Annotated in this window: 25 protein-coding genes; 15 read left to right on the forward strand and 10 right to left on the reverse strand. The window is 61.4% G+C overall.

Annotation, left to right across the window (positions count from 1 at the left end):
* Positions 1-5: 5 nt before the first annotated feature.
* From A6U98_RS26195 to A6U98_RS26205, 3 genes are all read right to left on the reverse strand, one after another.
* On the reverse strand, positions 6-2210 hold the full coding sequence (locus A6U98_RS26195; protein ID WP_064653917.1) for an RNA degradosome polyphosphate kinase: 2205 nt from the start codon (positions 2208-2210) through the stop codon (positions 6-8).
* Positions 2211-2276: 66 nt separating this feature from the next.
* Complete coding sequence (gene hdaA / locus A6U98_RS26200) at positions 2277-2990, reverse strand: DnaA regulatory inactivator HdaA (protein ID WP_064653918.1); 714 nt, start codon at positions 2988-2990, stop codon at positions 2277-2279.
* Positions 2983-4107, reverse strand: coding sequence for an AI-2E family transporter (locus tag A6U98_RS26205; protein WP_064653919.1), 1125 nt, complete (start codon positions 4105-4107; stop codon positions 2983-2985). The genes hdaA and A6U98_RS26205 overlap by 8 nt, the downstream gene beginning before the upstream one ends.
* A gap of 245 nt (positions 4108-4352) precedes the next feature.
* Between A6U98_RS26205 and purM the strand changes: the two genes are divergently transcribed.
* A complete protein-coding gene (gene purM / locus A6U98_RS26210; protein ID WP_062940732.1) occupies positions 4353-5426 on the forward strand; it encodes a phosphoribosylformylglycinamidine cyclo-ligase in 1074 nt (357 codons plus the stop codon).
* Positions 5423-6094 carry a phosphoribosylglycinamide formyltransferase gene (gene purN, locus A6U98_RS26215; protein WP_064653920.1) on the forward strand — a complete coding sequence of 224 codons (672 nt, stop codon included), beginning with the start codon at positions 5423-5425 and terminating at the stop codon, positions 6092-6094. Before purM ends, purN begins: the two co-directional genes overlap by 4 nt.
* Here purN and A6U98_RS26220 read toward each other — a convergent pair.
* Positions 6091-7260 (reverse strand): alpha-D-ribose 1-methylphosphonate 5-triphosphate diphosphatase, encoded by a 1170-nt coding sequence (locus A6U98_RS26220; protein ID WP_064653921.1) that lies wholly within the window; start codon positions 7258-7260, stop codon positions 6091-6093. The genes purN and A6U98_RS26220 overlap by 4 nt on opposite strands.
* A gap of 179 nt (positions 7261-7439) precedes the next feature.
* Here A6U98_RS26220 and A6U98_RS26225 point away from each other — a divergent pair, with 179 nt between their 5' ends.
* A complete protein-coding gene (locus tag A6U98_RS26225; protein ID WP_064653922.1) occupies positions 7440-7679 on the forward strand; it encodes a type II toxin-antitoxin system prevent-host-death family antitoxin in 240 nt (79 codons plus the stop codon).
* The gene (locus tag A6U98_RS26230) at positions 7679-8083 is read left to right on the forward strand and encodes a type II toxin-antitoxin system VapC family toxin (RefSeq protein ID WP_064653923.1); all 405 of its coding nucleotides are present in this window, start codon (positions 7679-7681) and stop codon (positions 8081-8083) included. The genes A6U98_RS26225 and A6U98_RS26230 overlap by 1 nt, the downstream gene beginning before the upstream one ends.
* Here A6U98_RS26230 and A6U98_RS26235 read toward each other — a convergent pair.
* Both A6U98_RS26235 and A6U98_RS26240 read right to left on the reverse strand, forming a co-directional pair.
* A complete protein-coding gene (locus A6U98_RS26235; RefSeq protein WP_064653924.1) occupies positions 8080-8670 on the reverse strand; it encodes an NUDIX domain-containing protein in 591 nt (196 codons plus the stop codon). The genes A6U98_RS26230 and A6U98_RS26235 overlap by 4 nt on opposite strands.
* A complete protein-coding gene (locus tag A6U98_RS26240; protein ID WP_064653925.1) occupies positions 8667-10871 on the reverse strand; it encodes a molybdopterin oxidoreductase family protein in 2205 nt (734 codons plus the stop codon). Before A6U98_RS26240 ends, A6U98_RS26235 begins: the two co-directional genes overlap by 4 nt.
* 16 nt (positions 10872-10887) lie before the next feature.
* On the opposite strand from A6U98_RS26240, the gene A6U98_RS26245 reads away from it, so the two are divergent.
* Both A6U98_RS26245 and A6U98_RS26250 read left to right on the forward strand, forming a co-directional pair.
* Entirely contained in the window at positions 10888-11757 is an 870-nt protein-coding gene (locus A6U98_RS26245; RefSeq protein WP_003558248.1) for a 23S rRNA (adenine(2030)-N(6))-methyltransferase RlmJ, read from the forward strand.
* A gap of 57 nt (positions 11758-11814) precedes the next feature.
* Positions 11815-12411 (forward strand): glutathione S-transferase family protein, encoded by a 597-nt coding sequence (locus A6U98_RS26250; protein ID WP_064653926.1) that lies wholly within the window; start codon positions 11815-11817, stop codon positions 12409-12411.
* A 77-nt stretch (positions 12412-12488) separates the two neighbouring features.
* Here A6U98_RS26250 and A6U98_RS26255 read toward each other — a convergent pair whose 3' ends face one another.
* A complete protein-coding gene (locus A6U98_RS26255; RefSeq protein ID WP_025570209.1) occupies positions 12489-13124 on the reverse strand; it encodes an outer membrane protein in 636 nt (211 codons plus the stop codon).
* A gap of 365 nt (positions 13125-13489) precedes the next feature.
* Between A6U98_RS26255 and A6U98_RS26260 the strand changes: the two genes are divergently transcribed.
* The 5 genes from A6U98_RS26260 (at position 13490) to A6U98_RS26280 (ending at position 18049) form a co-directional block, all read left to right on the forward strand.
* Positions 13490-14257: an SDR family oxidoreductase gene (locus A6U98_RS26260; protein ID WP_064653927.1), complete on the forward strand. Its 768-nt coding sequence runs from the start codon at positions 13490-13492 to the stop codon at positions 14255-14257.
* Positions 14254-16296: an excinuclease ABC subunit UvrC gene (uvrC, locus tag A6U98_RS26265; protein ID WP_064653928.1), complete on the forward strand. Its 2043-nt coding sequence runs from the start codon at positions 14254-14256 to the stop codon at positions 16294-16296. Before A6U98_RS26260 ends, uvrC begins: the two co-directional genes overlap by 4 nt.
* A 191-nt stretch (positions 16297-16487) precedes the next feature.
* On the forward strand, positions 16488-17078 hold the full coding sequence (gene pgsA, locus A6U98_RS26270; protein ID WP_003547103.1) for a CDP-diacylglycerol--glycerol-3-phosphate 3-phosphatidyltransferase: 591 nt from the start codon (positions 16488-16490) through the stop codon (positions 17076-17078).
* The gene (gene moaD, locus A6U98_RS26275; RefSeq protein WP_064653929.1) at positions 17075-17329 is read left to right on the forward strand and encodes a molybdopterin converting factor subunit 1; all 255 of its coding nucleotides are present in this window, start codon (positions 17075-17077) and stop codon (positions 17327-17329) included. The genes pgsA and moaD overlap by 4 nt, the downstream gene beginning before the upstream one ends.
* Before the next feature lie 258 nt (positions 17330-17587).
* Positions 17588-18049 (forward strand): molybdenum cofactor biosynthesis protein MoaE, encoded by a 462-nt coding sequence (locus A6U98_RS26280; protein ID WP_064653930.1) that lies wholly within the window; start codon positions 17588-17590, stop codon positions 18047-18049.
* 9 nt (positions 18050-18058) lie between these two features.
* On the opposite strand, the gene A6U98_RS26285 is transcribed toward A6U98_RS26280, so the two are convergent.
* Positions 18059-18958: a branched-chain amino acid ABC transporter permease gene (locus A6U98_RS26285; RefSeq protein ID WP_064653931.1), complete on the reverse strand. Its 900-nt coding sequence runs from the start codon at positions 18956-18958 to the stop codon at positions 18059-18061.
* A 65-nt stretch (positions 18959-19023) separates the two neighbouring features.
* On the opposite strand from A6U98_RS26285, the gene A6U98_RS26290 reads away from it, so the two are divergent.
* Positions 19024-19569, forward strand: a complete 546-nt coding sequence (locus A6U98_RS26290; RefSeq protein WP_064653932.1) for a CGNR zinc finger domain-containing protein — start codon at positions 19024-19026, stop codon at positions 19567-19569.
* On the forward strand, positions 19566-20069 hold the full coding sequence (locus A6U98_RS26295; protein ID WP_064653933.1) for a hypothetical protein: 504 nt from the start codon (positions 19566-19568) through the stop codon (positions 20067-20069). Before A6U98_RS26290 ends, A6U98_RS26295 begins: the two co-directional genes overlap by 4 nt.
* Before the next feature lie 82 nt (positions 20070-20151).
* On the opposite strand, the gene ndk is transcribed toward A6U98_RS26295, so the two are convergent.
* Together ndk and A6U98_RS26305 are read right to left on the reverse strand one after the other, a co-directional pair.
* The gene (gene ndk / locus A6U98_RS26300) at positions 20152-20574 is read right to left on the reverse strand and encodes a nucleoside-diphosphate kinase (protein ID WP_003547097.1); all 423 of its coding nucleotides are present in this window, start codon (positions 20572-20574) and stop codon (positions 20152-20154) included.
* Positions 20575-20655: 81 nt separating this feature from the next.
* On the reverse strand, positions 20656-21345 hold the full coding sequence (locus A6U98_RS26305; RefSeq protein ID WP_064653934.1) for a glutathione S-transferase family protein: 690 nt from the start codon (positions 21343-21345) through the stop codon (positions 20656-20658).
* A 139-nt stretch (positions 21346-21484) separates the two neighbouring features.
* Here A6U98_RS26305 and A6U98_RS26310 point away from each other — a divergent pair, with 139 nt between their 5' ends.
* Positions 21485-21994 carry a DinB family protein gene (locus A6U98_RS26310; RefSeq protein ID WP_064653935.1) on the forward strand — a complete coding sequence of 170 codons (510 nt, stop codon included), beginning with the start codon at positions 21485-21487 and terminating at the stop codon, positions 21992-21994.
* A 143-nt stretch (positions 21995-22137) separates the two neighbouring features.
* The gene (locus tag A6U98_RS26315) at positions 22138-23187 is read left to right on the forward strand and encodes a GGDEF domain-containing protein (protein ID WP_064653936.1); all 1050 of its coding nucleotides are present in this window, start codon (positions 22138-22140) and stop codon (positions 23185-23187) included.
* Positions 23188-23279 lie beyond the last annotated feature (92 nt).

The raw sequence follows: 23279 nt of genomic DNA on the forward strand, positions 1-23279 counted from the left end.
CAGTATTACTTGTTGTTGCGGCCTTCGAGCAGGCCGGCGATCAGCTTCGGCGCACTGGACTTCAGAGCTTCACCACGGCCTGACAGGCTCGGATTGGTCATGAAATACTGCTGCGCATTGAACGGTTCTTCGCCCCTGCGCACTTCCATGCGACGCGACGTACCGTCGGGCAATATCTCGTAGCTTTGTTGATTGTCAATCACGTTGCCAAGCATAATCTGTGACAAGACCTGCTCGTGAACGGTGGGATTCGTCAGCGGAACCATGGTTTCGACACGGCGATCGAGGTTTCTCGGCATCATATCGGCCGAGCCGATGTAAACCAGCGCCTTGTCGGACGGCAGACCGTGGCCGTTGCCGAAGCAGAAGATGCGGCTGTGTTCGAGGAAGCGGCCGACGATCGACTTGACGCGGATCTTTTCCGAAAGGCCGGCCACCTGCGGACGCAGGCAGCAGATGCCGCGCACGACGAGATCGATCTCGACGCCGGCATGGCTGGCGCGATAGAGCGCGTCGATGATGTCGGGATCGACAAGCGAATTCATCTTCATCCAGATCGCCGCCGGCGCGCCGTTCCTGGCATGCTGGACCTCTTCCTCGATGTGACGCAGGATGCGCGAGCGCATCGTATAGGGCGAGATCGCGAGCTGCATGCCCTGTTCCGGCTCGCCGTAACCGGTGATGAAGTTGAAGATGTTCGCCATGTCGTGGGCGATGACGGGATTACAGGTGAAGTAGGAGAGATCGGTGTAGATCTTCGCGGTGATCGGGTGATAGTTGCCGGTGCCGAGATGGCAATAGGTGCGAAGTTTGCCATCCTCGCGACGGACGACCAGCGACATCTTGGCGTGCGTCTTGAGCTCGATGAAGCCGAAGACGACCTGGACGCCCGCGCGCTCGAGGTCGCGTGCCCAGCGGATGTTCGCCTCTTCGTCGAAGCGAGCCTTGAGCTCGACCAGCGCCGTCACCGACTTGCCGGCTTCGGCGGCATCGATCAGCGCGCGAACGATCGGGCTGTCGTTGGAGGTGCGGTAAAGCGTCTGCTTTATCGCCAGGACGTCGGGATCGCGCGCAGCCTGGAGAAGAAACTGGACCACCACGTCGAAAGATTCGTAGGGGTGATGGACGACCATGTCCTTTTCGCGGATGGCGGCGAAGCAATCGCCGGCATGTTCGCGGACGCGCTCGGGAAATCGCGCATTGTAGGGAAGAAACCTGAGATCGTCGCGCGGCGCCTTGGTGATCTCTGACAGGGTGTTCAGCGCCAAAAGGCCCGGCAGAACGGCGACGCGATTGTCGGGGATATTGAGCGCGTGAACGACGAACTGACGGAGCGAGGCCGGCATTTCCGAATCGGTCTCGATACGGATGACCTTGCCGCGGCGGCGGCGCTTCAGCGCCGTTTCGAAGAAGCGGACGAGATCCTCGGCCTCTTCCTCGACTTCGATATCGCTGTCGCGGATGACGCGGAAGGTACCGGAGCCCTGCACCTCGTAACCCGGGTAGAGCCGATGGATGAAGATGTTGGCGACATCTTCCAGCGTGATGTAGCGGATTGTGTTTCCATCATCCGGCAGGCGGACGAAGCGATCGAGCGCCACCGGCAAACGCAGCAGCGCCGTCATCGGCTCGCGGCCGTTCTTGCTGACGAGCTGCAGACCGATCGAAAAGCCGAGATTCGGAATGAAGGGGAACGGATGGGCCGGATCAATCGACAGCGGCGTCAGCACCGGGAAGATCGCCTGTTCGAATTCGGCGGCCAGCCACTGGCGGTCACCCTCGCTCAGGGCGCCGGGGCGCACGATCAGGATGTCTTCCTTGGCGAGATATTGTTGCAGCACCGCGAGCGAGGCCTGCTGCTCCATCTGCAGATGGTCGATCTCCTGCAGGATCGAGTCGAGCTGCTCGGCCGGCGTCTTGCCGTCGGGGCTTCGGATGGCGATATTCTGGCGTACCTGGCCCTCGAGGCCGGCGACACGCACCATGAAGAATTCATCGAGGTTGGCGGCCGAGATCGACAGGAAGCGGACACGCTCGAGCAGCGGATGCTCGGTATTCAAAGTTTCTTCCAGGACACGGCGGTTGAACTGCAGCCAGGAGAATTCTCGGTTGATGAAGCGCTCGGGGCTCTTGAGCAGCTCTTCCAGCGGGGGGGTGTTGTCGTTGATTTCCGGAGTGAGTTCCTGATGTTCTGCGACTGCGCTATCCATGGTCCGCTTACCCCGTTTTCAATCGCCAAAGGCAATTATATCAGTTTGACGACGGAACTGTGACAGTCAATCGGCCGGTTCCGAATTTCCCAATTCATTCAATACTTCGGCAGCAAGAGACCGGGTAATTTTCGTGCCCCGCGACAGGGCCAGCCGGTCAAGCCTTTCGACGATTGTCTGGGCCGCGTTCAGCGACCGCTCCATCCGGTTCACGATATAGAGCACGAGTTTGTCATCTATATAAAGCTGCCGGTCGGCGAAGAGCTTAACGATCACCTGCGACAACAGCGCCTCATCGGGTTCGCCGATCTCGACGACGGTTGCCGCTTTCAGGCGCGAGCGCAGATCGGGCAGCAAAACCGGCCACGACATTGGCCAGAGACGGCTGGTGATCAACAGGCTGGTGCCGTTTTCGCGCACGCTGTTGATGACGTGGAAGAGCGCGTTGTCATCGAAGCCGAGGCGGTCGGCGTCCTCGAACAGCACCGGGCCGGCGGCAGCGGCAACCGCCGCGTCCGAGCCAAGCTCGGGATGGATGTCGACGGCACTACTCAATTCCCGCCAGATGCGGGCGAGATGCGATTTTCCCGAGCCGACGGGGCCGGCGAGCACGACGACCGGCGATGGCCATGCCGGCCAGGCATCGACTATCGAAACGGCGGCGGCCAGACGCTCCGAGATCAGGAGGTCGTCGCGCCCGCTTGCGGCATCGTGCGAAAAGACCAGCGGCAGCTGCTCTCCGGCCTTGCGCTTCGGATCAGCGTTCTTCACGTCATTCATTGGGAACTGATTTCGTCTTCCGGGCGCGGCCACTGGGCGACCCGCCAAAATAAAGATCGCTCTGAAGGTAGCGTGAAAGCGCGAAACGGACAAGGACGCCGACGGCGGCTGCCGCCGGCACGGCGACCAGCAGCCCGACGAAACCGAAGAGCGCGCCGAAGGCAAAGAGCGCAAACATCAGCCAGACCGGATGCAGGCCGACGCTGGAGCCGACGAGCTTCGGCTGCAGAATGTTGCCTTCCAGGAACTGGCCGCTGAAGAAGACGACGAGCACCAGCCCGATCCAGGGATAATCGGGCCAGAACTGCACAAGCGCCACGCCGACGGCGAGCACGAGGCCGACCATCGAACCGACATAGGGAATGAAACTGATCATGCCGGCGAAGAGGCCGATCAGCAGGCCGAAATTCAGCCCGACGAGAGAGAGGCCGGCGGCATAATAGATGCCGAGGATGAGGCAGAGCGAGCCCTGGCCACGGATGAAGCCGGCAATCGCCTGGTCGATCTCCTTGGCGATCTGGCGAACATCGCTGACATAATCGCGCGGGATCCACTGATCGACTTTGGCGACCATGCGATCCCAATCGAGCAGGATATAGAAGGCGACGACGGGGGTGACGACGAGCAGCGATATGACGTCGACGATCGCCTTGCCGGAATTCCAGATCTGCGCAAAGAGCCCGGTTAGGAACCCCATGCCCTCCGACAGGATGCCCGAGAGATTGTCCTTGATCGTGCCCATCTGGTTTTCGACCCAGTCCGGCAGCAGCGAATTCTGCGCCTGCGCGATGAACTGCTGTAATTGGCTGATATAACCCGGCAGACGTTGAGCGAAATCGTTGAACTGGCTAATCAGCACCGGAATGAGGATCATCAGCGCCAGCGCGAAGACGATGACGAAGGCAACGAGAATGCCGATGGTCGCCATCATGCGGCTCAGACCCAGGCGTTCCAGCCGGTCGGCCACCGGATCGAGGAAATAGGCGATCGCCATGCCGGCGATGAAGGGCAGCAGGATCGAGCTGAAGACATAAAGAAAGACGATGAAAAAGACGAGCACCGCCAGCCAGAAGAAGATCTGACGCTTGAGAGTGTTCCCACTGACTTGCTGTGGCATTGCCTTCCCCGCTGATCGTCGCCGTCGCCGAACGCCGCCTGCGATCCGAAGCGGCTATTCAGCACATAGGATGCAGGCGCAAAGATGGTCAACCCTGTCGCGCCAATTCCCGGAAAGGCTCGGGAAAGACGCGGGAAATTGGGGGCTTTTGCCATGCAGCGCTTGCATAAAAGCCCCTGTCATGCAATTGCGACCGGCAGATGACGCGGCACGTTTGCCGCCTGAAATAGCCATCGGAGACCAGCATGAGCCAGTCTGGGAAAAACGGCCTGACATATAGCGATGCGGGCGTCGACATCGATGCCGGCAACCTCCTCGTCGAGAAGATCAAGCCGGCGGTGCGCTCGACGCGCCGTCCTGGCGCCGACGGCGAGATCGGCGGCTTCGGCGGGCTTTTCGATCTCAAGGCGGCTGGCTTTACCGATCCGGTTCTCGTCGCCGCCAATGACGGCGTCGGCACCAAGCTGAAGATCGCGATCGATGCCGACTATCACGACACCGTCGGCATCGACCTCGTCGCCATGTGCGTCAACGATCTCGTGGTGCAAGGCGCCGAGCCGCTGTTCTTTCTCGATTACTTCGCGACCGGCAAGCTCGACCCCGACCAGGGCGCGGCCATCGTCGGCGGCATTGCCGCCGGCTGCCGCGAGGCCGGCTGCGCGCTGATCGGCGGCGAGACGGCCGAAATGCCGGGCATGTATTCCTCCGGCGACTACGATCTCGCGGGCTTTGCCGTCGGTGCTGCCGAACGCGGCAAGCTTCTGCCATCCGGCGATATCGCCGAGGGTGACGTAATCCTCGGCCTTGCCTCCTCCGGCGTTCACTCCAACGGCTTCTCGCTGGTGCGCAAGATCGTCGAATTGTCCGGCCTCGATTGGGATGCGCCGGCACCGTTCACCGAAGACAAGAAGCTTGGCGAAGCCTTGCTCGAGCCGACGCGTATTTATGTGAAGCCGCTTTTGAAGGCGATCCGCGAGACCGGCGCCATCAAGGCGCTGGCGCACATCACCGGCGGCGGCTTCCCGGAAAATATTCCGCGCGTGCTGCCGAAGCATCTGGCGGCCGAGATCGATCTTGCCGCCGTCAAGGTGCCGCCGGTGTTTTCATGGCTCGCCAAGACGGGCGGCGTCGAATCCAAGGAAATGCTGCGCACCTTCAACTGCGGCGTCGGCATGATCGCCGTCGTCGCCGGTGAGAATGTCGCGGCGGTTTCCGCCGCACTCGAAGCCGAAGGCGAGACTGTTATCACGCTCGGCCGCATGATCGCCCGCGACGAGGGCGCTGCCGGCACGGTCTACAAGGGCACGCTTGCCATATGAGCTCGCCGCGCAAACGCGCCGTCGTCTTCATATCAGGCAGCGGCTCCAACATGATGGCGCTGGTTGCGGCGGCAAAGGCAGCCGACTACCCGGCCGAGATTGTCGGGGTGATCTCCGACAAGGTGGATGCCGGCGGGCTTGCGAAGGCGGCAGCCGAGGGCATCGCCACCTTCGCCTTTCCCCGCAAGGACTACGCCAGCAAGGATGCGCATGAGGCAGCGATCTTTTCGGCGCTCGACGAGCTTAAACCCGATATTCTCTGCCTGGCAGGCTACATGCGGCTGCTGACGGCGACATTCATCCAGCGCTATGAAGGCCGGATGCTCAACATCCACCCTTCCCTGCTGCCGCTGTTTCCCGGCCTGCATACGCATCAGCGCGCGATCGACGCCGGCATGCGGATCGCCGGCTGCACGGTGCATTTCGTCACCGAAGGTATGGACGAGGGGCCGGTGATCGGCCAGGCTGCCGTGCCGGTTCTTTCCGGCGACACGGCCGAAAGCCTTGCCGCACGTGTGCTCACCATCGAACACCAGATCTATCCGCAAGCGCTGCGGCTGTTTGCCGAAGGCCGTGTGACGATGAAAGACGGCAAGGCCGTCGGCGCCGAGGCTTCGGTCGCCGTCCCCAAGGCACAGCTGATTTCGCTGATCGGCGACCGCGCTTAAGCCGCCAGCGCCCGCAACGGATGCAGCGTGCCGTCGCTGTAGACGAAGCGGCCGGCGCGGAAGGTGGCGCGGATGCGGTTGATATCACCCGGCTCGACCACGACCAGATCGGCGCGCTGACCGATGGCGATCTCGCCACGATCCGACAGGCCGGCCGAGCGGGCCGCATTGCCGGTCGCCATGGCAACGGCTGCCGGCAGGCCGCCTTCCACCATCTCGGCAAGCTTGAAGATGCCGGGCACGAAGGCAGCCGGATGATAATCGGCGGCGATGACGCTGAGCAGTCCCGCCTTGGCGGCATCGAGCGCGCTGAGATTACCCGACATCGACTGGCCGCGCAGCGCGTTCGGCGCGCCCATCAACGTCCAGAGGCCACGGCGGCGGGCCTCTTCGGCGGCAGGTGCGGTGACCGGAAACTCGCTGATTGTGACGCCGAGATCGTGCATCTCGGCGACTTTTTCGACGCTGTCATCGTCATGCGAGGCAAGCGACAGCTTGTGCTTCAGCGACAGCGCGACGATCTCCCTCAGCTTGGCTTCGATATCAGGATTGCTGCGCATGGCGATGCGCTTGGCAACGATCTCCGCCGCCATGTCCTCGGAGATGGCGCGGCGCTCGGAAATGCTGAGGACGTAGCTCTGCAGGTTGTTGTACTGGCCCTGGCCCGGCGTGTGGTCGGTGAGCGAAACCATGTCGATCTGATCGGCATTCAGCAGGCGCTCGAGGGCGGGGGCTGCGCCGACATTGGTGATTTCGTAGCGGGCGTGGACGCGGTGGTCGATCAGCAGATCGTCGCGCAGGCGATTGATGCCTTCGATCACCGCTGATGTCGTCTCCAGCGAACGGACGTGGCCGTAGACGCTTTCGGTTGCAAAGGAGACGGCGGCATACGCCGTGGTGACACCGGCGGCGGCAAGCTTCTTGTCGAGCTCGTGGATGCCGAAATCGATCGGCATCGTCGCGTTCGGCCGCGGGGCGATCTCGCGCTCGATCATGTCGCCGTGCAGATCGACGAAGCCCGGCATCAGCAGCCGCCCGCCGCCATCGATGGCAGCACCGGCGACCGGCTCCGGCCTGATCTCGGCGATGGCGCCATCCTCAACACGCACGGAACCTTCACTCACCACCTCGTTTGGGAGAACGAGGGTGAAATTGCTGAGCCACATGGGCTTTCTCCTGACCGCATCCGATGATTGATAACCGCAGCGCATAGAGCTGCTTCGTGACAACTGCATGAAGAACTTCCAAACTTCCTACTCTTCCCGTTCTTGCTTTGCCATACTTGACCAATCAGTTGACCAAGTTTTGGCGCGACATTACATTGGAGATAAATTGGACGGTGGCTATGACGATCAAAGTGAAAGTGGCAGAGGCAAAAACGCATCTCTCGGAGCTTCTGACAAAGGTGGAAGCAGGCGAAGATGTGGTGATATCACGCGGCAACAACGCGGTCGCCCGCATGATCAAGATCGATGACCGTCGCCAGAGGCTCGACGCCATCCGTGCACTCCGCAGCGAACGGACAGAACGCGCCGGAGCGACCGCGGCTGAAATTCAAGCCTGGCGGCGCGAAGGCCAGCGCTGATGCCGTTCGTGGTCGATGCTTCGGTTGCGGCGGCTTGGTTGCTTGCCGATGAGGAAAGCCGGACTGCCGAAGAAGCCTTGTCGTTTCTCGAAACGGAAGATGCCTTGGTGCCCGATCTCTTCTGGCATGAGATGCGTAACATCCTGTTGACCGCGGAACGGCGGAAACGCATCTCCAACGAGGATGTGCTCGCTTGTCTCATGCGACTCAGCAGCTTGCCGCTGCGCACTGTCTCAAGCGAAGACCATCTTCCGATCTTGCGACTTGCCGGAAAATATCAGCTATCGGCCTATGACGCCGCTTATCTGGCGCTTGCGGTCGCAGAAAACGTATCGCTTGCAACGCTGGACGCCAGACTGGAACGTGCCGCGTCAGCGGAAAATCTTGCCTTCGCCCGAGGTTAGGAAAGCGTTCCCCTGTTCAACTGCGCCCATTGCAGAAGCACGATCGTCTTGACGTCGAAGATTTCGCCGGTTTCGATCATCGCCGCAGCCTCGTCGAGCGGGATTTCGAGGACTTCGATATCCTCGTGTTCCTCGTCGAGGCCACCGCCTTCGGCCACGCGATCGGCGGTGTCGATGAGGGCTGCGAAGAAATGCACGACCTCGGTGACGGCACCCGGCGAAGTATAGGATTTGAAGAGGAAGCGCGCATCGCGCAGGCGATAGCCGGTCTCCTCCATCGCCTCGCGACGGATCGCCGCTTCGGGATGATCGCCATCGACAAGGCCGGCCGGCACCTCGATCATCCAGGCGGGATCGCCGTTGAGATGGACGGCGAGGCGGAACTGGCGGACGAGAACGACGAGGTCGCGCTTGGGATCATAAAGCAGGATGCAGGCGGCCGGCGTGCGGTGGTAGACCTCCCGCTTCAATCGTTGGGTTGCGCCCTTGCGGTCGATATAGTCGAGGAGGTAGCTGCTCAGCCGCGTCCACCCATTCGACAATGTTTCTTCGCCGACGATCTTCACCCGTGATTTCGGCTGCATCATGCTGCGTCCCTGCGAAGCCAGACCTTGTTGTCGTGCACGGCCGCCCCGCCATAGGGCGCGACGGGGTCGGCGCCGGTCAAGACGTTGATGCCCTCGCCGTCGACATGCGCCTTGTTCGGCCAGAGGCCTTCGGCGATCAGCACGCCGGATTTCACTTCGGTGGTGACGCGGGCGTGGATGCGCAGATCGCCGCGGCTATTGCCGATTCGGACAAGATCGCCATGAGCGATGCCGTTGGCCTCGGCATCGGCCGGATTGACCATCACCTCGGGGCAGCCCTCCTTCTGGCGAGAGGTCTTGGTCTCGGAGAAGCTCGAATTCAGGAAGTTGCGCGCCGGTGACGTGGCGAGCCGGAAGGGATGCTCGGGATCGGCGACTTCGATGACATCGACCTGATCGGGGAAGGCCGGAAGCGCGGCGTGCGGCCCGAGCGCACCGATCGCCGCCGGTGGCTTGTTCGGCGCCGGCTGATTGATCCAGTCCGGGCGGAAATGGAACTTGCCATCCGGATGGGCAAAGCCGTTCAGGTAATGCGCTTCCTCGAAAGCAGGCTGGCGATCGAACCATTTGTGTTCGAGGAAATGGTCGTAATCCGGCAGGCCGCTCGATTCGAGGATGCGGTCGACCATCTCGCGGGCGGTGAAGCCGAAGCCGGGACGATCGGCGACGCCGAGGCGTTTGGCCAGTTCCTCGATGACGAAGAGATTGGTGCGCACGGTGGGCGGTGGCTCGACCAGCTTCGGCCCCAGCAGGATATGGTTCTGGCCGCCGGCGCGGTAGATGTCGTCATGCTCGACGAACATCGTCGCCGGGATGACGATATCGGCGATCTCGGCCGTTTCGGTCATGAACTGCTCGTGCACGGCAACGAAGAGGTCCTCACGGGCAAAGCCACGTCTGACGAGGCGCTGCTCGGGGGCGATGTTTGCGGGATTGGTGTTCTGGATCAGCATTGCCGTCACCGGGCCGCGATGGCGCAGCGCCACGGGATCGCCGGTCAGGACGCGGCCGATCTGCGACTGATCGAGCATGCGGATATCGGCATCCTTCATCGACCGGCCAGTCAGTTCGGCGCTGTTCATGCGGAAGATGTCGCTGTTCGAATGGAAGGCACCGCCGCCCTCATATTGCCAGGAGCCGAGAACAGTGGCGATCGAGGCGGCCGCATGCATGGCGACAGCGCCGTTGCGCTGGCGAGTAAAGCCGTAGCCCAGGCGGAAGAAGGTTTTATTCGTCGTGCCGACGAGGCTAGCGAAGTCCTCGATCTCTTCGACCGAAAGGCCGGTGATGGCAGCGGCCCATTGCGGCGTCTTGGTTTTGAGATGCGCTTCGAGACCCTCGGGATCATCGGCATATCTCGCCATGTAGGCGCGGTCGGCATGGCCGTCGCGGAAGGCGATGTGCATGACGGCGCAAGCGAGCGCTGCGTCGGTACCCGGCCTGACGATCAACGCCATATCGGCCTGCTTCATCGTCGGATTGTCGTAGATGTCGATGACGACGATCTTCGCGCCGCGCTCCTTGCGCGACTTGATGGCGTGGGTCATCACATTGACCTGGGTCGACACCGCGTTGGTGCCCCAGATGACGACGCAATCGGTGCGGCCCATCTCGCGCGGATCGGGGCCGCGCAGCGTGCCGGTCGCCATGGTGAAGCCGGTCCAGGCGGGGTTGGTGCAGATCGAGGAGAAGAAGCCGGAGTAACGCTTGGCATGACGCAGGCGATCGATCGAATCGCGCTGCACCCAGCCCATGGTGCCGGCGTAGAAATAGGGCCAGATCGCCTCGCTGCCGTCCCTTGCCTCTGCCTTCACAAAGGCTTCGGCGATCTCATCGAGCGCATCGTCCCAGGAAATCTGCTGCCACTGCCCTGCCCCCTTGGCGCCGGTGCGGCGCAACGGATGCATGAGGCGGTCGGGATGGTAGAGCCGCTCGGCGTAACGGGCGACCTTGGCGCAAATGACGCCCGACGTGTAGGAATGGTCATTGGCGCCGCGCACACGGCCGATGCGGCCATCTTCCGATATCTCGACCTCCAGCGCGCAGGTGGAGGGACAGTCATGCGGACAGGCGGTGTGGCCCACCCTATTGTCCGGCTTTTCTGATTTGGCGTGGATGGGGGTCGCAATGTTCATGGCATTTGTATATTCCAAGGCTTGCACGGCCAAAAGCCACAAAAATTCCCCATGACGCGAATTCATACGGACATCAGCAAAAATGAACTACCGCCACATCTATCACGCGGGCAACTTTGCCGATGTGCTGAAACATGCCGTGCTGACGCGGCTGATCCGCTACATGCAGAAGAAGGATGGCGGATTCCGCGTGCTCGACACGCATGCCGGCATCGGGCTCTACGACCTCTCCTCCGAAGAAGCGCAGAAAACCGGCGAATGGGTCGATGGCATCGGCAAGCTGATGGAGGCAGACCTCGGCCCTCAGGTTTCCGAACTGCTGGAGCCCTACCTCTCGGCAATCCGCGAACTCAACCCTGAGGGCGGCATCCGCTTCTATCCCGGATCGCCGAAACTTGCGCGCATGCTGTTCCGGCCGCAGGACCGGCTGTCGGCGATGGAACTGCATCCCGAGGACTACGTCAGGCTGCACCGGCTTTTCGAGGGCGATCACCACGCCCGCATCACCGAGCTTGATGGCTGGCTGGCGCTCGGCGCGCATCTGCCGCCGAAGGAGAAGCGCGGCATCGTGCTGGTCGATCCGCCCTTCGAGGAAGAGGACGAATATCAGCGCCTGGCCGAGGGCCTGGAAAAGGCCTATCGGCGCTTTCCCGGCGGTACCTATTGCCTGTGGTATCCGCTGAAGAAGGGCGCGCCGATCAAGGAATTCCACGAGACACTGCAGGCGCTCGACATCCCGAAGATGCTTTGCGCCGAACTTGCCGTTCGCAGCGACCGCGGCATTACCGGACTGACCGGCTCAGGCCTCGTCATCGTCAACCCGCCTTTCACGCTGAAGGACGAGTTGCACCAATTGCTGCCCGCGTTGAAGGACCATCTGGCGCAAGACCGTTTCGCCTCGCACCGTGCCTTCTGGCTGCGCGGCGAGAACAAGGCGGTGAAGGACGATTGACCAGCTATTCGCCTTCAGGAATAGTCCGCGCGCAGTCCAATTCTCATCAGGTGTCCCATGAAGCTCCTTTGTTCGCCCGCCTCGCCCTATTCCAACAAGGTGCGGATGGCCGCGCATTTTCTGGGCCTGGAGTTGAACGCCATCCGGGTCGACACCAATACCGGACCGGCGATCCTGGTGGACAACAATCCGCTCGGCAAGATCCCGACGCTTCTGACCGATGACGAGGTCTCGATATACGACAGCGTGGCGATCATGCATTATTTCGACCGGCTGACGAAGGGCGGGCTCTACCCTTCCAAGAAGGGCAAGCGCACGGATGCGGAAATCCTCGAGGCGCTCTGTGACGGCATCTGCGACTGCCTGCTGGCGATCGTCTACGAGCGGCGCTTCCGCGACGAGGAAAAGGTTCACCAGCCGTGGATAGATAGGCAGTGGAAGAAGGCGACGAGCGGGCTCGCTCATCTCGGCGCCAATCCGCCGAAGCTCAGCAAAAAGCTCAATGGCGGACATTTCGCGTTGGCCGCGACGCTCGATTATCTCGAGCTGCGCTTCAAGGACCAGTGGGAAGCCGATCATGCGCCGCTCTTCGACTGGCTGCGGCAGTTCGACAAGAAATTCCCGGCCCATAGCGAGCTCAAGTCTGAGGGCTGAACGACGGGAAACAAAAAGCGGGCAGCAAAAAGCCGGGCGACGTGCCCGGCTTCTTTATGTCAGTATGTTCAGTCGGCTTAGAACTTGACGCCGATACCGAGCTTGACGCTGTTCTCGTCGTAACCGCGCGAGAAGCTGCCGGAGTCGAGGTCGTAGTCCTTGCTCTGGTAGTCGGTGTAGCGATATTCGAGGCGCGTCGTGATGTTGTTGGTCACGAAGGCTTCGACACCGGCGCCGACCGTATAACCGAAGTTCGTCTTGCTTTCGTCCGAGGTGTCGTCGGAAACCTTGACGTCGCCGATGGCAAGACCGGCCGTGCCGTAGAGCAGGAAGGGGTTCATGTCGTAGCCGACGCGGCCACGGACGGAGCCGTTCCAACCATACTTGTTCTTGACGCCGCCTGAGGAAACGTCGTCGCCGCTGTAGCCGAGATCGGATTCAACGCCGTAGACGATCTGGCCCGCCTGCCAGTTGTAGCCGGTGAAGACCTGGCCACCGAAGCCATAGGTGTGACGGTCGGAACCGAAGTCACCCATGTTGTAGGTGCCGGCGCCGCCGAGGTAAAAGCCTTCCCAGTTGCCTGCCGGCTTGACTGGAGCGTCCTGGGCGACCGGTGCTTCCGGAACCTGGTCGACGGCATCAGCCGCCTGAGCTGCCGAGACGCCCGCAATTGCAAAAACGGAGGCCATGAGGCCAGCAATGAGTACACGCATACTTAGTCTCCTTTCAGTCCCGCGCCGCTTGTCATCTGTCTATCAGTGAAGCATTGGCGGGATATTGCCAGATGTCCCTTCCGGATCGAGACTGAAATTGGAACTCAAATGCGGATTTGAAAGAGCCAAATTGTGATATCATTGTGGCTGCCGCATGGCTGAAATTCGATGTTGCTTTAACGCAACATACATTTCATTAACCCTACTGAAGTGTTAAACCGACAATACTTATTTTAGGAAATCGCATTCTTAAATAATACATAGAATATCCAGTTCCCGGCCGCAACCGCAACGGCCTATTTATATAATCTCCGTCGGCGCCTATATAGTCTGCAGACAGACTCGCGGGATCAGAAGGCAAGATTTTGAAGCACAAAAGACTTCGCTCGGCCCTTATAACAGGGGCTGCTAAAAGAATAGGCCGGGCAATTGCCGAAGACCTTGCTGCAAATGGCTTTTCCGTTGCGATCCACGCGAATGGCTCCATCGGCGAGGCCGAAGAGCTGGTGGCGGAATTGCGGCGGAAGGGGTATCGGGCGATCGCCCTGCAGGCAGACCTCACCGATATCGGCGAAACGGGCGAGCTCATTACAAGGGCGTCGGAAGCGCTCGGGCCGCTCGATCTGCTCGTCAATAATGCGTCGGTCTTCCAGCATGATTCAGCGCGTAGTTTCAATGCCGCCACCTGGGCATTGCACTTCGACCTGCATGTCCGTGCGCCCTCTATCCTTGCGGCGGCCTTCGCGCAGCAGATGCCCGCTGAGGCGGCTGGGCTGATCGTCAATATCATCGACCAGCGGGTTTGGGCGCTGAGGCCCAGCTTCTACTCCTATACCCTCTCCAAATCCGCGCTGTGGACGGCGACGCAGACGCTTGCACAGGCATTGGCGCCACGCATCCGCGTCAATGCCATCGGCCCCGGCCCGTCGATGCCGAGCGAGCGGCAGGCGATGGAGGACTTCCAAGCGCAGGTCTCAGCCCTTATCTTGCAGCAAGGGCCGGCGCTGAAGGAATTCGGACAAACGATTCGCTTCCTTTACGACACGCCCTCGATCACCGGCCAGATGATTGCCCTCGACGGCGGCCAGCACCTCGCCTGGCAAACGCCCGATGTGGCGGAGATTACGGAATGAACGGACGAAAGCTGCCGGATGGCGGCGTTCTCTACGACGAGACGGATGAAAGCGAAGACGATATCGAGGTGGAAGGCGACGCTTCCGTCGCCGCGCCGCTTGCGGCGACGGTCGACTGGAATGCGGGCAGCCTCAATGAAACCGGGCTTCTCGGCGCGGACCTGATCGGCGAATTCGTCAAGCGGCTGCCGAACAGCCCCGGCGTCTACCGCATGTTCAATGCCGAGGGCGACGTGCTCTATGTCGGCAAGGCGCGCAGCCTGAAGAAACGTGTCAACAATTACGCCGTCGGTCGAGTGCATTCCAACCGCATCGCCCAGATGGTGCGTCAGACGGCGAATATGGAGTTCGTGACGACTCGCACGGAAACTGAAGCGCTGCTGCTGGAAGCGAATCTGATCAAGCGCTTGCGGCCGCGCTTTAACGTGCTTTTGCGCGACGACAAGTCCTTTCCCTATATCCTCATTACCGGCGACCACCGGGCGCCGGCGATCTTCAAGCATCGCGGTGCGAGAGCGCGAAAGGGCGACTATTTCGGCCCCTTCGCTTCGGCCGGCGCGGTCGGGCGCACGATCAATTCGCTGCAGCGCGCCTTCCTGATCCGCACCTGCACCGACAGCGTCTTCGAAACGCGCACGCGGCCCTGCCTGCTCTACCAGATCAAGCGCTGTTCCGGGCCGTGCACCCACGAGGTGAGCGATGGGGGGTACGGCGAACTGGTGCAGGAGGCGAAGGACTTTCTGTCCGGCAAGAGCCAGAAGGTGAAGTCGCATATGGCCGAGGCCATGAACCAGGCGGCCGAGGACCTCGACTTCGAGCGGGCTGCGATCTATCGTGATCGCCTGGCAGCACTGTCGCATGTGCAGAGCCACCAGGGCATCAATCCTGTTGGAGTCGAGGAGGCTGACGTTTTCGCCATCCATCATGAGGGTGGCATCTCCTGCATCCAGGTGTTCTTCTTCCGCACCGGCCAGAACTGGGGCAACCGCGCCTATTTCCCGAAGGCCGATCCGCAGCTTTCGAGCGCCGAAGTGCTGAATTCCTTTCTCGCGCAGTTCTACGACGACAAGCCGGTGCCGAAGCAGATCATGCTGTCGCAAACGGTCGAGGAGCTGGAACTGCTTGCCGCAGCACTCAGCGAAAAGGCCGGCCACAAGGTTTCCATCCTGGTGCCGCAGCGCGGCGAGAAGCGGGATCTGGTCGACCATGTCGTCGGCAATGCACGCGAGGCGCATGGGCGAAAGCTTGCCGAGACGGCGTCGCAGTCGCGGCTGCTCGAAGGTTTCAAGGAGACATTCGGACTTACCTATGCACCGCAGCGCATCGAGATCTACGACAACTCGCATATCATGGGCACCAATGCCGTCGGCGGCATGGTGGTCGCGGGGCCGGAAGGTTTCGTCAAGAACCAGTACCGCAAGTTCAACATCAAATCGACCGACATCACGCCCGGCGACGACTTCGGCATGATGAAGGAGGTGATGACGCGGCGGTTCTCGCGGCTGATCAAGGAGGAAGGCATTCCTGACCGGACGGCGCAGGTGGCCACGCCCGATGCAGCCGACATGCCCTTCCCAACCTGGCCCGACGTGATCCTCATCGACGGCGGCCAGGGGCAGATGACGGCGGTGCGCGCCATCCTTGCCGAACTCGGCATCACCGACAGCGTGACGGCGATCGGCATCGCCAAGGGTGTCGACCGCGATGCCGGGCGCGAACGCTTCTTCCCGCCGGGACGCGAGAGTTTTACGCTGCCGCCGCGCGATCCGGTGCTCTACTTCATCCAGCGCATGCGCGACGAGGCGCACCGTTTCGCGATCGGCTCGCACCGGGCACGGCGCAAGAAGGAAATGATCAAAAACCCGCTCGACGAGATCGGCGGCATCGGCCCGTCGCGCAAACGCGCGCTGCTCCAGCATTTTGGCACAGCGAAGGCGGTTTCGCGCGCCGCCCTGTCCGACCTGATGACGGTGGAAGGCATATCGGAAGCGGTCGCCAGGCAGGTCTATAATCATTTTCACGACGACGCCGCGAAATAACCGGCGTCCGTCGCAAATTCCACGCAAAGGCGGTGAAAAGACAGAAAGAATATTGACGGTCCGCAGCCAAAGCCGTCATCTACCGCATCGGCCCGAGCATGATGCGGAGGTTCTAGAGTGTTACAGCGTCCTTTGCGCATCTAAAAGACGTGCGGCGCTGTAGCAGCGCCTCAATTCAGAGAAACGATCCCATGGCATCGCGTGCGTACAGCATTCCCAATCTCCTGACCTACGGCCGCATCCTCGCCGTACCGCTGATCGTTCTCTGCTTCTTCATCGAGGGCAGGCTGTCGATCAGCAATACGGCGCGTTGGGTGGCGCTGTGGATCTTCGTCATCGCCTCGCTCACCGATTTCCTCGACGGTTATCTCGCGCGCATCTGGAACCAGACGTCGAATATCGGCCGCATGCTCGATCCAATCGCCGACAAGCTGCTGGTCGCCTCGATCCTTCTCCTGGTCGCGGCCGACCAGACCATCGCGGGCTGGTCGATCTGGGCGGCGATCACCATTCTCTGCCGCGAGATCCTGGTGTCGGGACTACGCGAATATCTGGCGGCGCTGAAGGTCAGCGTGCCGGTGACGCGGATCGCCAAATGGAAGACGACGCTTCAGCTCGTCGCCATCGCCTTCCTGCTCGCCGGCCCGGCCGGCGACGAGATTTTCCCTTATACGACGCAGACTGGAATCGCGTTGCTGTGGATCGCGGCACTGCTGACCATCTATACCGGCTATGACTATTTCCGCGCCGGGGTGAAACATATCGTGGATGACGAGGAATGACGCGGCTTGTCTATTTCGCCTGGGTGCGCGAGCGCATCGGCAAGGGCGAGGAGGAGATCGACCTCCCCTCCTCCGTCGTCACCGTCACCGATCTCCTGAATCATTTGAAGACGATGGGTGAAGAATATGAGACCGCACTTCAATATCCCGAGGTGATCCGCGTGGCGCTCGACATGGAGCATGTCGAGCATGACGAACCGATATCGGGCGCCCGGGAAATCGGGATATTTCCGCCGATGACGGGGGGATGAGGCGGTGATGGTGGTGCCGTGTCGCTACCCCCCTCTGTCCTGCCGGACATCTCCCCCACAAGAAGGGAGATTGGCTGGAAGCACGAACGTCCCCAAGCAATCCACGTCGCAGCCCGGCAAAACTGTAGATGGGCACGATGGTCAAGCCACGCGTAATCTGCCTCCTTGGGGAGATGCCCGGCAGGGCAGAGGGCGGGTGGCACGGCACGCCCTCTCCATAGGCTCCGCTACGACATCAAAGCAGTTGGGGATGTTATCATGACCGTCACCCCCACCATCCGCGTCCAGCGCGAAGACTTCGACCTGCAAGCCGAGGTCGATCGCCTCTCCAAGGGCAAAGCCGGCATCGGCGCCGTCGTCACTTTTTCCGGCCTCTGCCGCGATGAAGGCGGCACGCTCGCGGCACTCGAACTAGAGCATTATCCCGGCATGGCCGAAGCGGAGATGCAGCGCATCGGCGATCTTGCCATCGGGCGTTTCGGACTTCTCGGCCTCACCGCCATCCACCGCTACGGAAAGATCGCCGCCGGCGAGAATATCGTGCTCGTCGTCGCAGCCGCGCCGCACCGGCAGGCGGCGTTCGACGGCGCCAATTTCGTCATGGATTTCCTGAAGACTGCAGCCCCCTTCTGGAAGAAGGAGCATGCCAGGGATGGCGCCACCGGCGACTGGGTCGCGGCGAAAGACGCGGACGACACGGCGCGCGACAAGTGGAAGTAAATTGGTAAATTAGAGCACCACTCGCTCCCTGCGGCTCATCACCAAGAGCAGGACGAGCAGCGAGAAGACGACCAGATCCCGCCAGACGAAGGGGCCGTAGGCGCCCCACATGGTTTCGACGACGGCAAGCCCGGCGGCACCGCCTGCCGAGCGCAGCGGATCGGAATAGCCGCCAACGGCTGCGATCAGCAGCACCTTCAGCCCGAACATCAGGCCGGCGCCGAAATCCATCGAACCGTAATAGAAGGTGGCGAGGATGCCGCAGATCGTGGCGACGAGGGCTGCGGCCCCGTAGGCGACAAGGAAGACGCGGTTGGCGCTGGTGCCGCAGAGCTCGGCGGCCAGCGGATCATCGGTGACGGCGCGCCAGACGCGACCCCAGGCCGTGCGCCTCAGGATCAGCGTACCCACCGCGACGATGGCGCACATCAGTGCGGTGTTGATCAGCTGGATATGGGTGAGCGTCACCTTGAACGGGCCGTCGTTCCAGAAGACGACCGTGTCGTTCAGGAACGGCGGCAGCCAGATGGCGCGGGTATCGGCGGCAAGCCGGGCGGTCTCCATCAGGACGATCATGATGCCGAGGGCCGCGACGATGACCGTATTCGGCGATTTGCTGACCAGCGGCAGCATGATTGAACGGCCGATCCATAGGCCCGCCGCCAGCGAATAGACGATGGAAGCGCAGGCACCGACGACAAGGGCCGCCGGCAGCACCAGCCAAAACCTGACATAGGCGAGTTCGGTGAAGAGCAGCAGGATCTGGCCCGCGAAGGCAAAGATCGCCCCATAGGTGATGTCAGCCCGCTTCGTCACGCCGAAGGCGACGGCATAACCGAAGGCAAGCGCGGCATAGAGGGCGGCCAGCGGAACCGCATTCGCCAGTTGCTGCAGAAGATAGGCGGCCATTCGAGACACTCCGCGTCACCAAAATTATAACTGGCAAAACCTATTTCACCAGTTATAATTTCATCATGAGCTTTTCCTGGACCCCTCACCGCTTTGCCGGCGGCGCACTGGCGCTCGATGTCGTCAACAGCGTCGTTTTGCGCCACGATGCAACGCGGCGGATCGACCGCTTCGCCGTCAGCGACCAGATGCGGAGTTTTCCAAGAGCCGCGGCCGAATTCTGCGCCGAGCGCGCCCTCTTCGGCGACATCGTACCGGTGGCGGCGGAAAACGAAGCGGATTTCATCACGCTGCGGGAAACGATCGACCTCTATTTCCGCGAGCGTATACTGAATGGCGGCGACGACCAATTGCTGGCCAGGCTGCTGGAAGGATTGGCGAAGGCGTTGCGCGAAGCGGGCTCCGACAACCTGGCCGCGGCGACCGCCCATTCGGCACTGCGGCTGATCGCCATGCCCGATCCGGAACGCATGAAGATCTGCGGCAACTGCGGCTGGCTGTTCATCGACCGCAGCAAGAACAGAAGCCGGGCCTGGTGCGACATGGCGGTCTGCGGCAACCGCGCCAAGGCGAACCGTCACTATCGCCGCAAGAAGGAGGAGACGCCATGAGAAATCATTGGATCGTGATGGCGGCGGTGGCCGGGCTGATGCTGTCGGCCTGCCAGCGAGAGGCTGAAAACCTGGTCGAGGTCACCGGCCATCTCTTCGTCTTCAACTATCGGGTGGCGAGCGCCACCTATCTGCTGACGCTGAAGAAGACGGGGCCTATCCCTGACGGCTCCGTCATCATCGCCGAATTCGAAAATCCGCAAGGAGGCGATCCGCTGGTAGTGAACCAGAAGATCTATCCGATCGACGACAAGATCGCGCTGCAGAGCGAAAAACTGCACTGCGTGCGCAAGGACCGCCCCTATTCCGTGAGTGTCCGATTGGTCGACAAGGACGGCAAGGTGCTGCAGGAATTGAAGACGCAGTTCCGGTCCGACCTCGACCAGACCGTCCTGCCGAGCAAGCCGCTCGTCGTCGGCGCGCTTTATGAAAAGAACCCGGAGGTCTTCAAGCCTGACGGCAGCGTCGATTTCTCGAACACCGACAAATGCCCGGCGTAGAGAAATGCATGGAAAGCCGGGGCAAGGCCCCGGCTTTCGAGAGTCAATTCAAGGCATTGCCGGCGAATGCCGAAGCGTGGCCTCAGCCGACGATTTCGGTATCTGAAAACCAGTACTTGATTTCCTGGGCAGCCGTTTCAGGAGCATCCGAGCCGTGAACGGAATTTTCGCCGATCGACAGAGCATGAACCTTGCGGATCGTGCCTTCGTCAGCGTTTGCCGGGTTGGTCGCGCCCATGATCTCGCGGTTCTTGAGGATCGCGCCTTCGCCTTCCAGCACCTGGACGATGGTCGGGCCGGAGGTCATGCCTTCGACCAGTTCGCCGAAGAAGGGACGGTCCTTGTGAACGGCATAGAAGCCTTCGGCTTCTCGACGGCTCATCCAGACGCGCTTGGAAGCAACGACACGCAGGCCGGCATCTTCGAGCATCTTGGTGATGGCGCCCGTCAGGTTGCGCTTGGTCGCGTCCGGCTTGATCATCGAGAAGGTGCGTTCAATCGCCATAGTCAAATCCTCTGTTTTCTCGGGAAAAGTGGGCGGTCTTTACCCGCCCCAACGCCTGAAAACAAGAGGTAGGCGGCAATTTCACGCCGCTGTCACAGTCCTGCCGCGGCTTTGGTGAAGATCGAGGCAGCGTTCGAACCAGGCCATGACAGGATCGTCGGCGGCCAGCATGGCAAGGCCGGCCGAGACACGCAGCCATTGCAGCGCGCCGAAGACGATATAGTCGGCAAAGAGCGGTGTCTGCCCGCCGATGAAGGGCTGGAACTTCAGCATATGCCGGAGCGGCTCCAGCTTGGCGCCGAAGGCTGCCTTCTCCGCCTCGCTGTCGGCGGCAACCACCTCCAGCGGCTTGCCGAGCCGAGTCTCCCGGCTTTGACGGAAATATGCCTTGTCTTCCTCGTCGAGGTTCGCATGGATGTCGAGAAGGGCGATACGCATGATCGCCGGATGGATGATCATCTGCGAATAGCCTTCCACCATCCGCGACAGCGCCTTGCCGCCCTCGCCGTTGAATAGCGACGGCCGCTCGGGATAGGCCTCCTCCAGATAAAGGGCGATGTCGAAACTGTCGGGGATCAGCCTGCCATTATCATCGAGAACGGGCACGATCGACGAGACGCCGCCACCGATCGCGCGGATGCGGGCATATGTGGTCGGAATCTCCTCGAAATCGAGCCCCTTATGCGCCAGCGCCATCACCGCCTTCCAGCAATGGGGCGAAAAGAAGCGCCGCTCGTCGGCGCCGCACAGGGAATAGAGGGCTCTGGTCATAACGTTCCTTTCGAGATCGCAGCTCCATGCATTCGACGACAGAAAGCACCTGCGATCAAATCAGGAAATTTCATGGGCACATCACTGCGATTTCCGGGAAAACGGGCTAGACTGCCGCGACCAATCCGGGAGGGACGGAATGCTCAGACATTACAGGATGTTCGCCGCCTATAATCGCTGGGCCAACACGCAAGTCTATGCGGCTGCGGCCGAACTCAGCGATTCAGAGTTCCGCAGTGATTGCGGCGCCTTCTTCGGCTCGCTGCATCGCACGCTCAATCATCTGATCGTCGCCGACCGCATATGGATGAAGCGCTTCACCGGCACCGGCGAAGCGCCGACGACACTCGATGCCGTGCTCTTCGAAGATCGGGATGCGCTTGCTGTCGCCCGCAAAGCAGAGGACGAGCGGATCATTGCCTGGACAGGCATGCTGGACGAGAGAAGCCTCGCCGCCAACTTCTCCTATGTAACGGTGGTACAGCCGGCCGAGATCACCCAGCCTCTGTCGGCAGCGCTCGCGCATTTCTTCAACCACCAGACCCATCATCGCGGCCAGTGCCATATGACGCTGACGGTGCTCGGCAAACCGAGCCTCGTGCTGGATCTCATCTACTTCCTGCGCAGCGAGGGCCGCGAGTGGATGTGAGGTTTTCGCCATCAACACTGAATTAACCGCCTTTGCCGGTTCCGCCGCTGATCCAGGGCTCCCCGGTTGAAAATTCAACCTCTCTTAAAAGCTTGCGGGCATAGCGTGATGTGAGAAATGAGGCCGGGTCGCGAGGGATCGTCATGCAGAATGCAATCGCAAACGCACTGGTGCCGCGCGAGGCTGGGCGCTCCGCACCGATGGCCGATATTCAGAAGATCGCCCAGCATATGGCGCGCCTCAACGTCGCGGCGCTGCCGCGCAATTACGAACTCTTTCACGAGGCGATCATCGGGCTCAATGCCGGCCTTGCGCAGGATATCGCCGCACTCGGGTCCCAGCCACAACAGCCGATGCTCGACGAACTCGGCCTGAAATACCGCCTCGTCGGCCATTGCGGGCTGGCGGACGAGACATCGCGTAACGAGGCGAGCCGGATGCTGCGCGACGTGGCGGAAAGGCTTGCCGAAGGGCTGAAGCACAAGAACGCTTTTGCGCGCGCCTGCGGCACGATCCTGAAATCCGTTTCCGGCCATGACGATCAGAGCCTTGCCGCCTTCCTCAGCGAGGTCGATTATCTCACTGCCTCGCTTTCGACCGTTCTTGCAGCGGAGATGGAAATCGGCGCGAAGCTGCAGGACGATATCAAGACACTGGAAACGCTGGAGCGCGGTATTTCGGCGATGCAATCGGCTGCGATCGCCGACAGGATCACCGGACTTCCGAACCGCATCGCGCTGAATCGGACGATCGCCGATCTCTACAAGCGCGAAGAAGGTGCCGCCGGCAGCGCGCTGATCATGGTCGATATCGACAATTTCACCGATCTCAACGAAAAATACGGCACCCAGGCCGGCAACAAGCTCCTGAGGAAGCTCGCCGGCCTATTCAGCAAGTCGATCAAGAAGAACGATTTCGTCGCCCGCACAGAGGCTGACGAATTCGCCTTGTTGTTTTCCAATGTCGGCATGCAGGATGCGATGACGATTGCCGAACGGCTGCGCGCCTCCGTCGCGGACAATCTGGTCTTTGCGACATCCGACAAGGCCGACCCCGGCAGGCTCACCATCTCGATCGGCGTTGCGCTCAGCACCGATGCGGCAACGCCTGGACAATTGCAGGCCAATGCCCGCGTGGCGCTTCTCGCCGCGCAGTCCAACCCTCGACTGCCGGTGCAGGCTTTCGGCCGCTAAGGCGGCGGACAAGCAAGCTTGCCAGCGCACAAGCAAGCTTGGCGCGGACAAGCAAGCTTGCCGCGGGAATAAGCGCTCTTGCCTTGGCGAGC

Origin of the sequence: Rhizobium sp. WYCCWR10014 (assembly GCF_001657485.1) — a bacterium.
Taxonomy (GTDB): domain Bacteria; phylum Pseudomonadota; class Alphaproteobacteria; order Rhizobiales; family Rhizobiaceae; genus Rhizobium.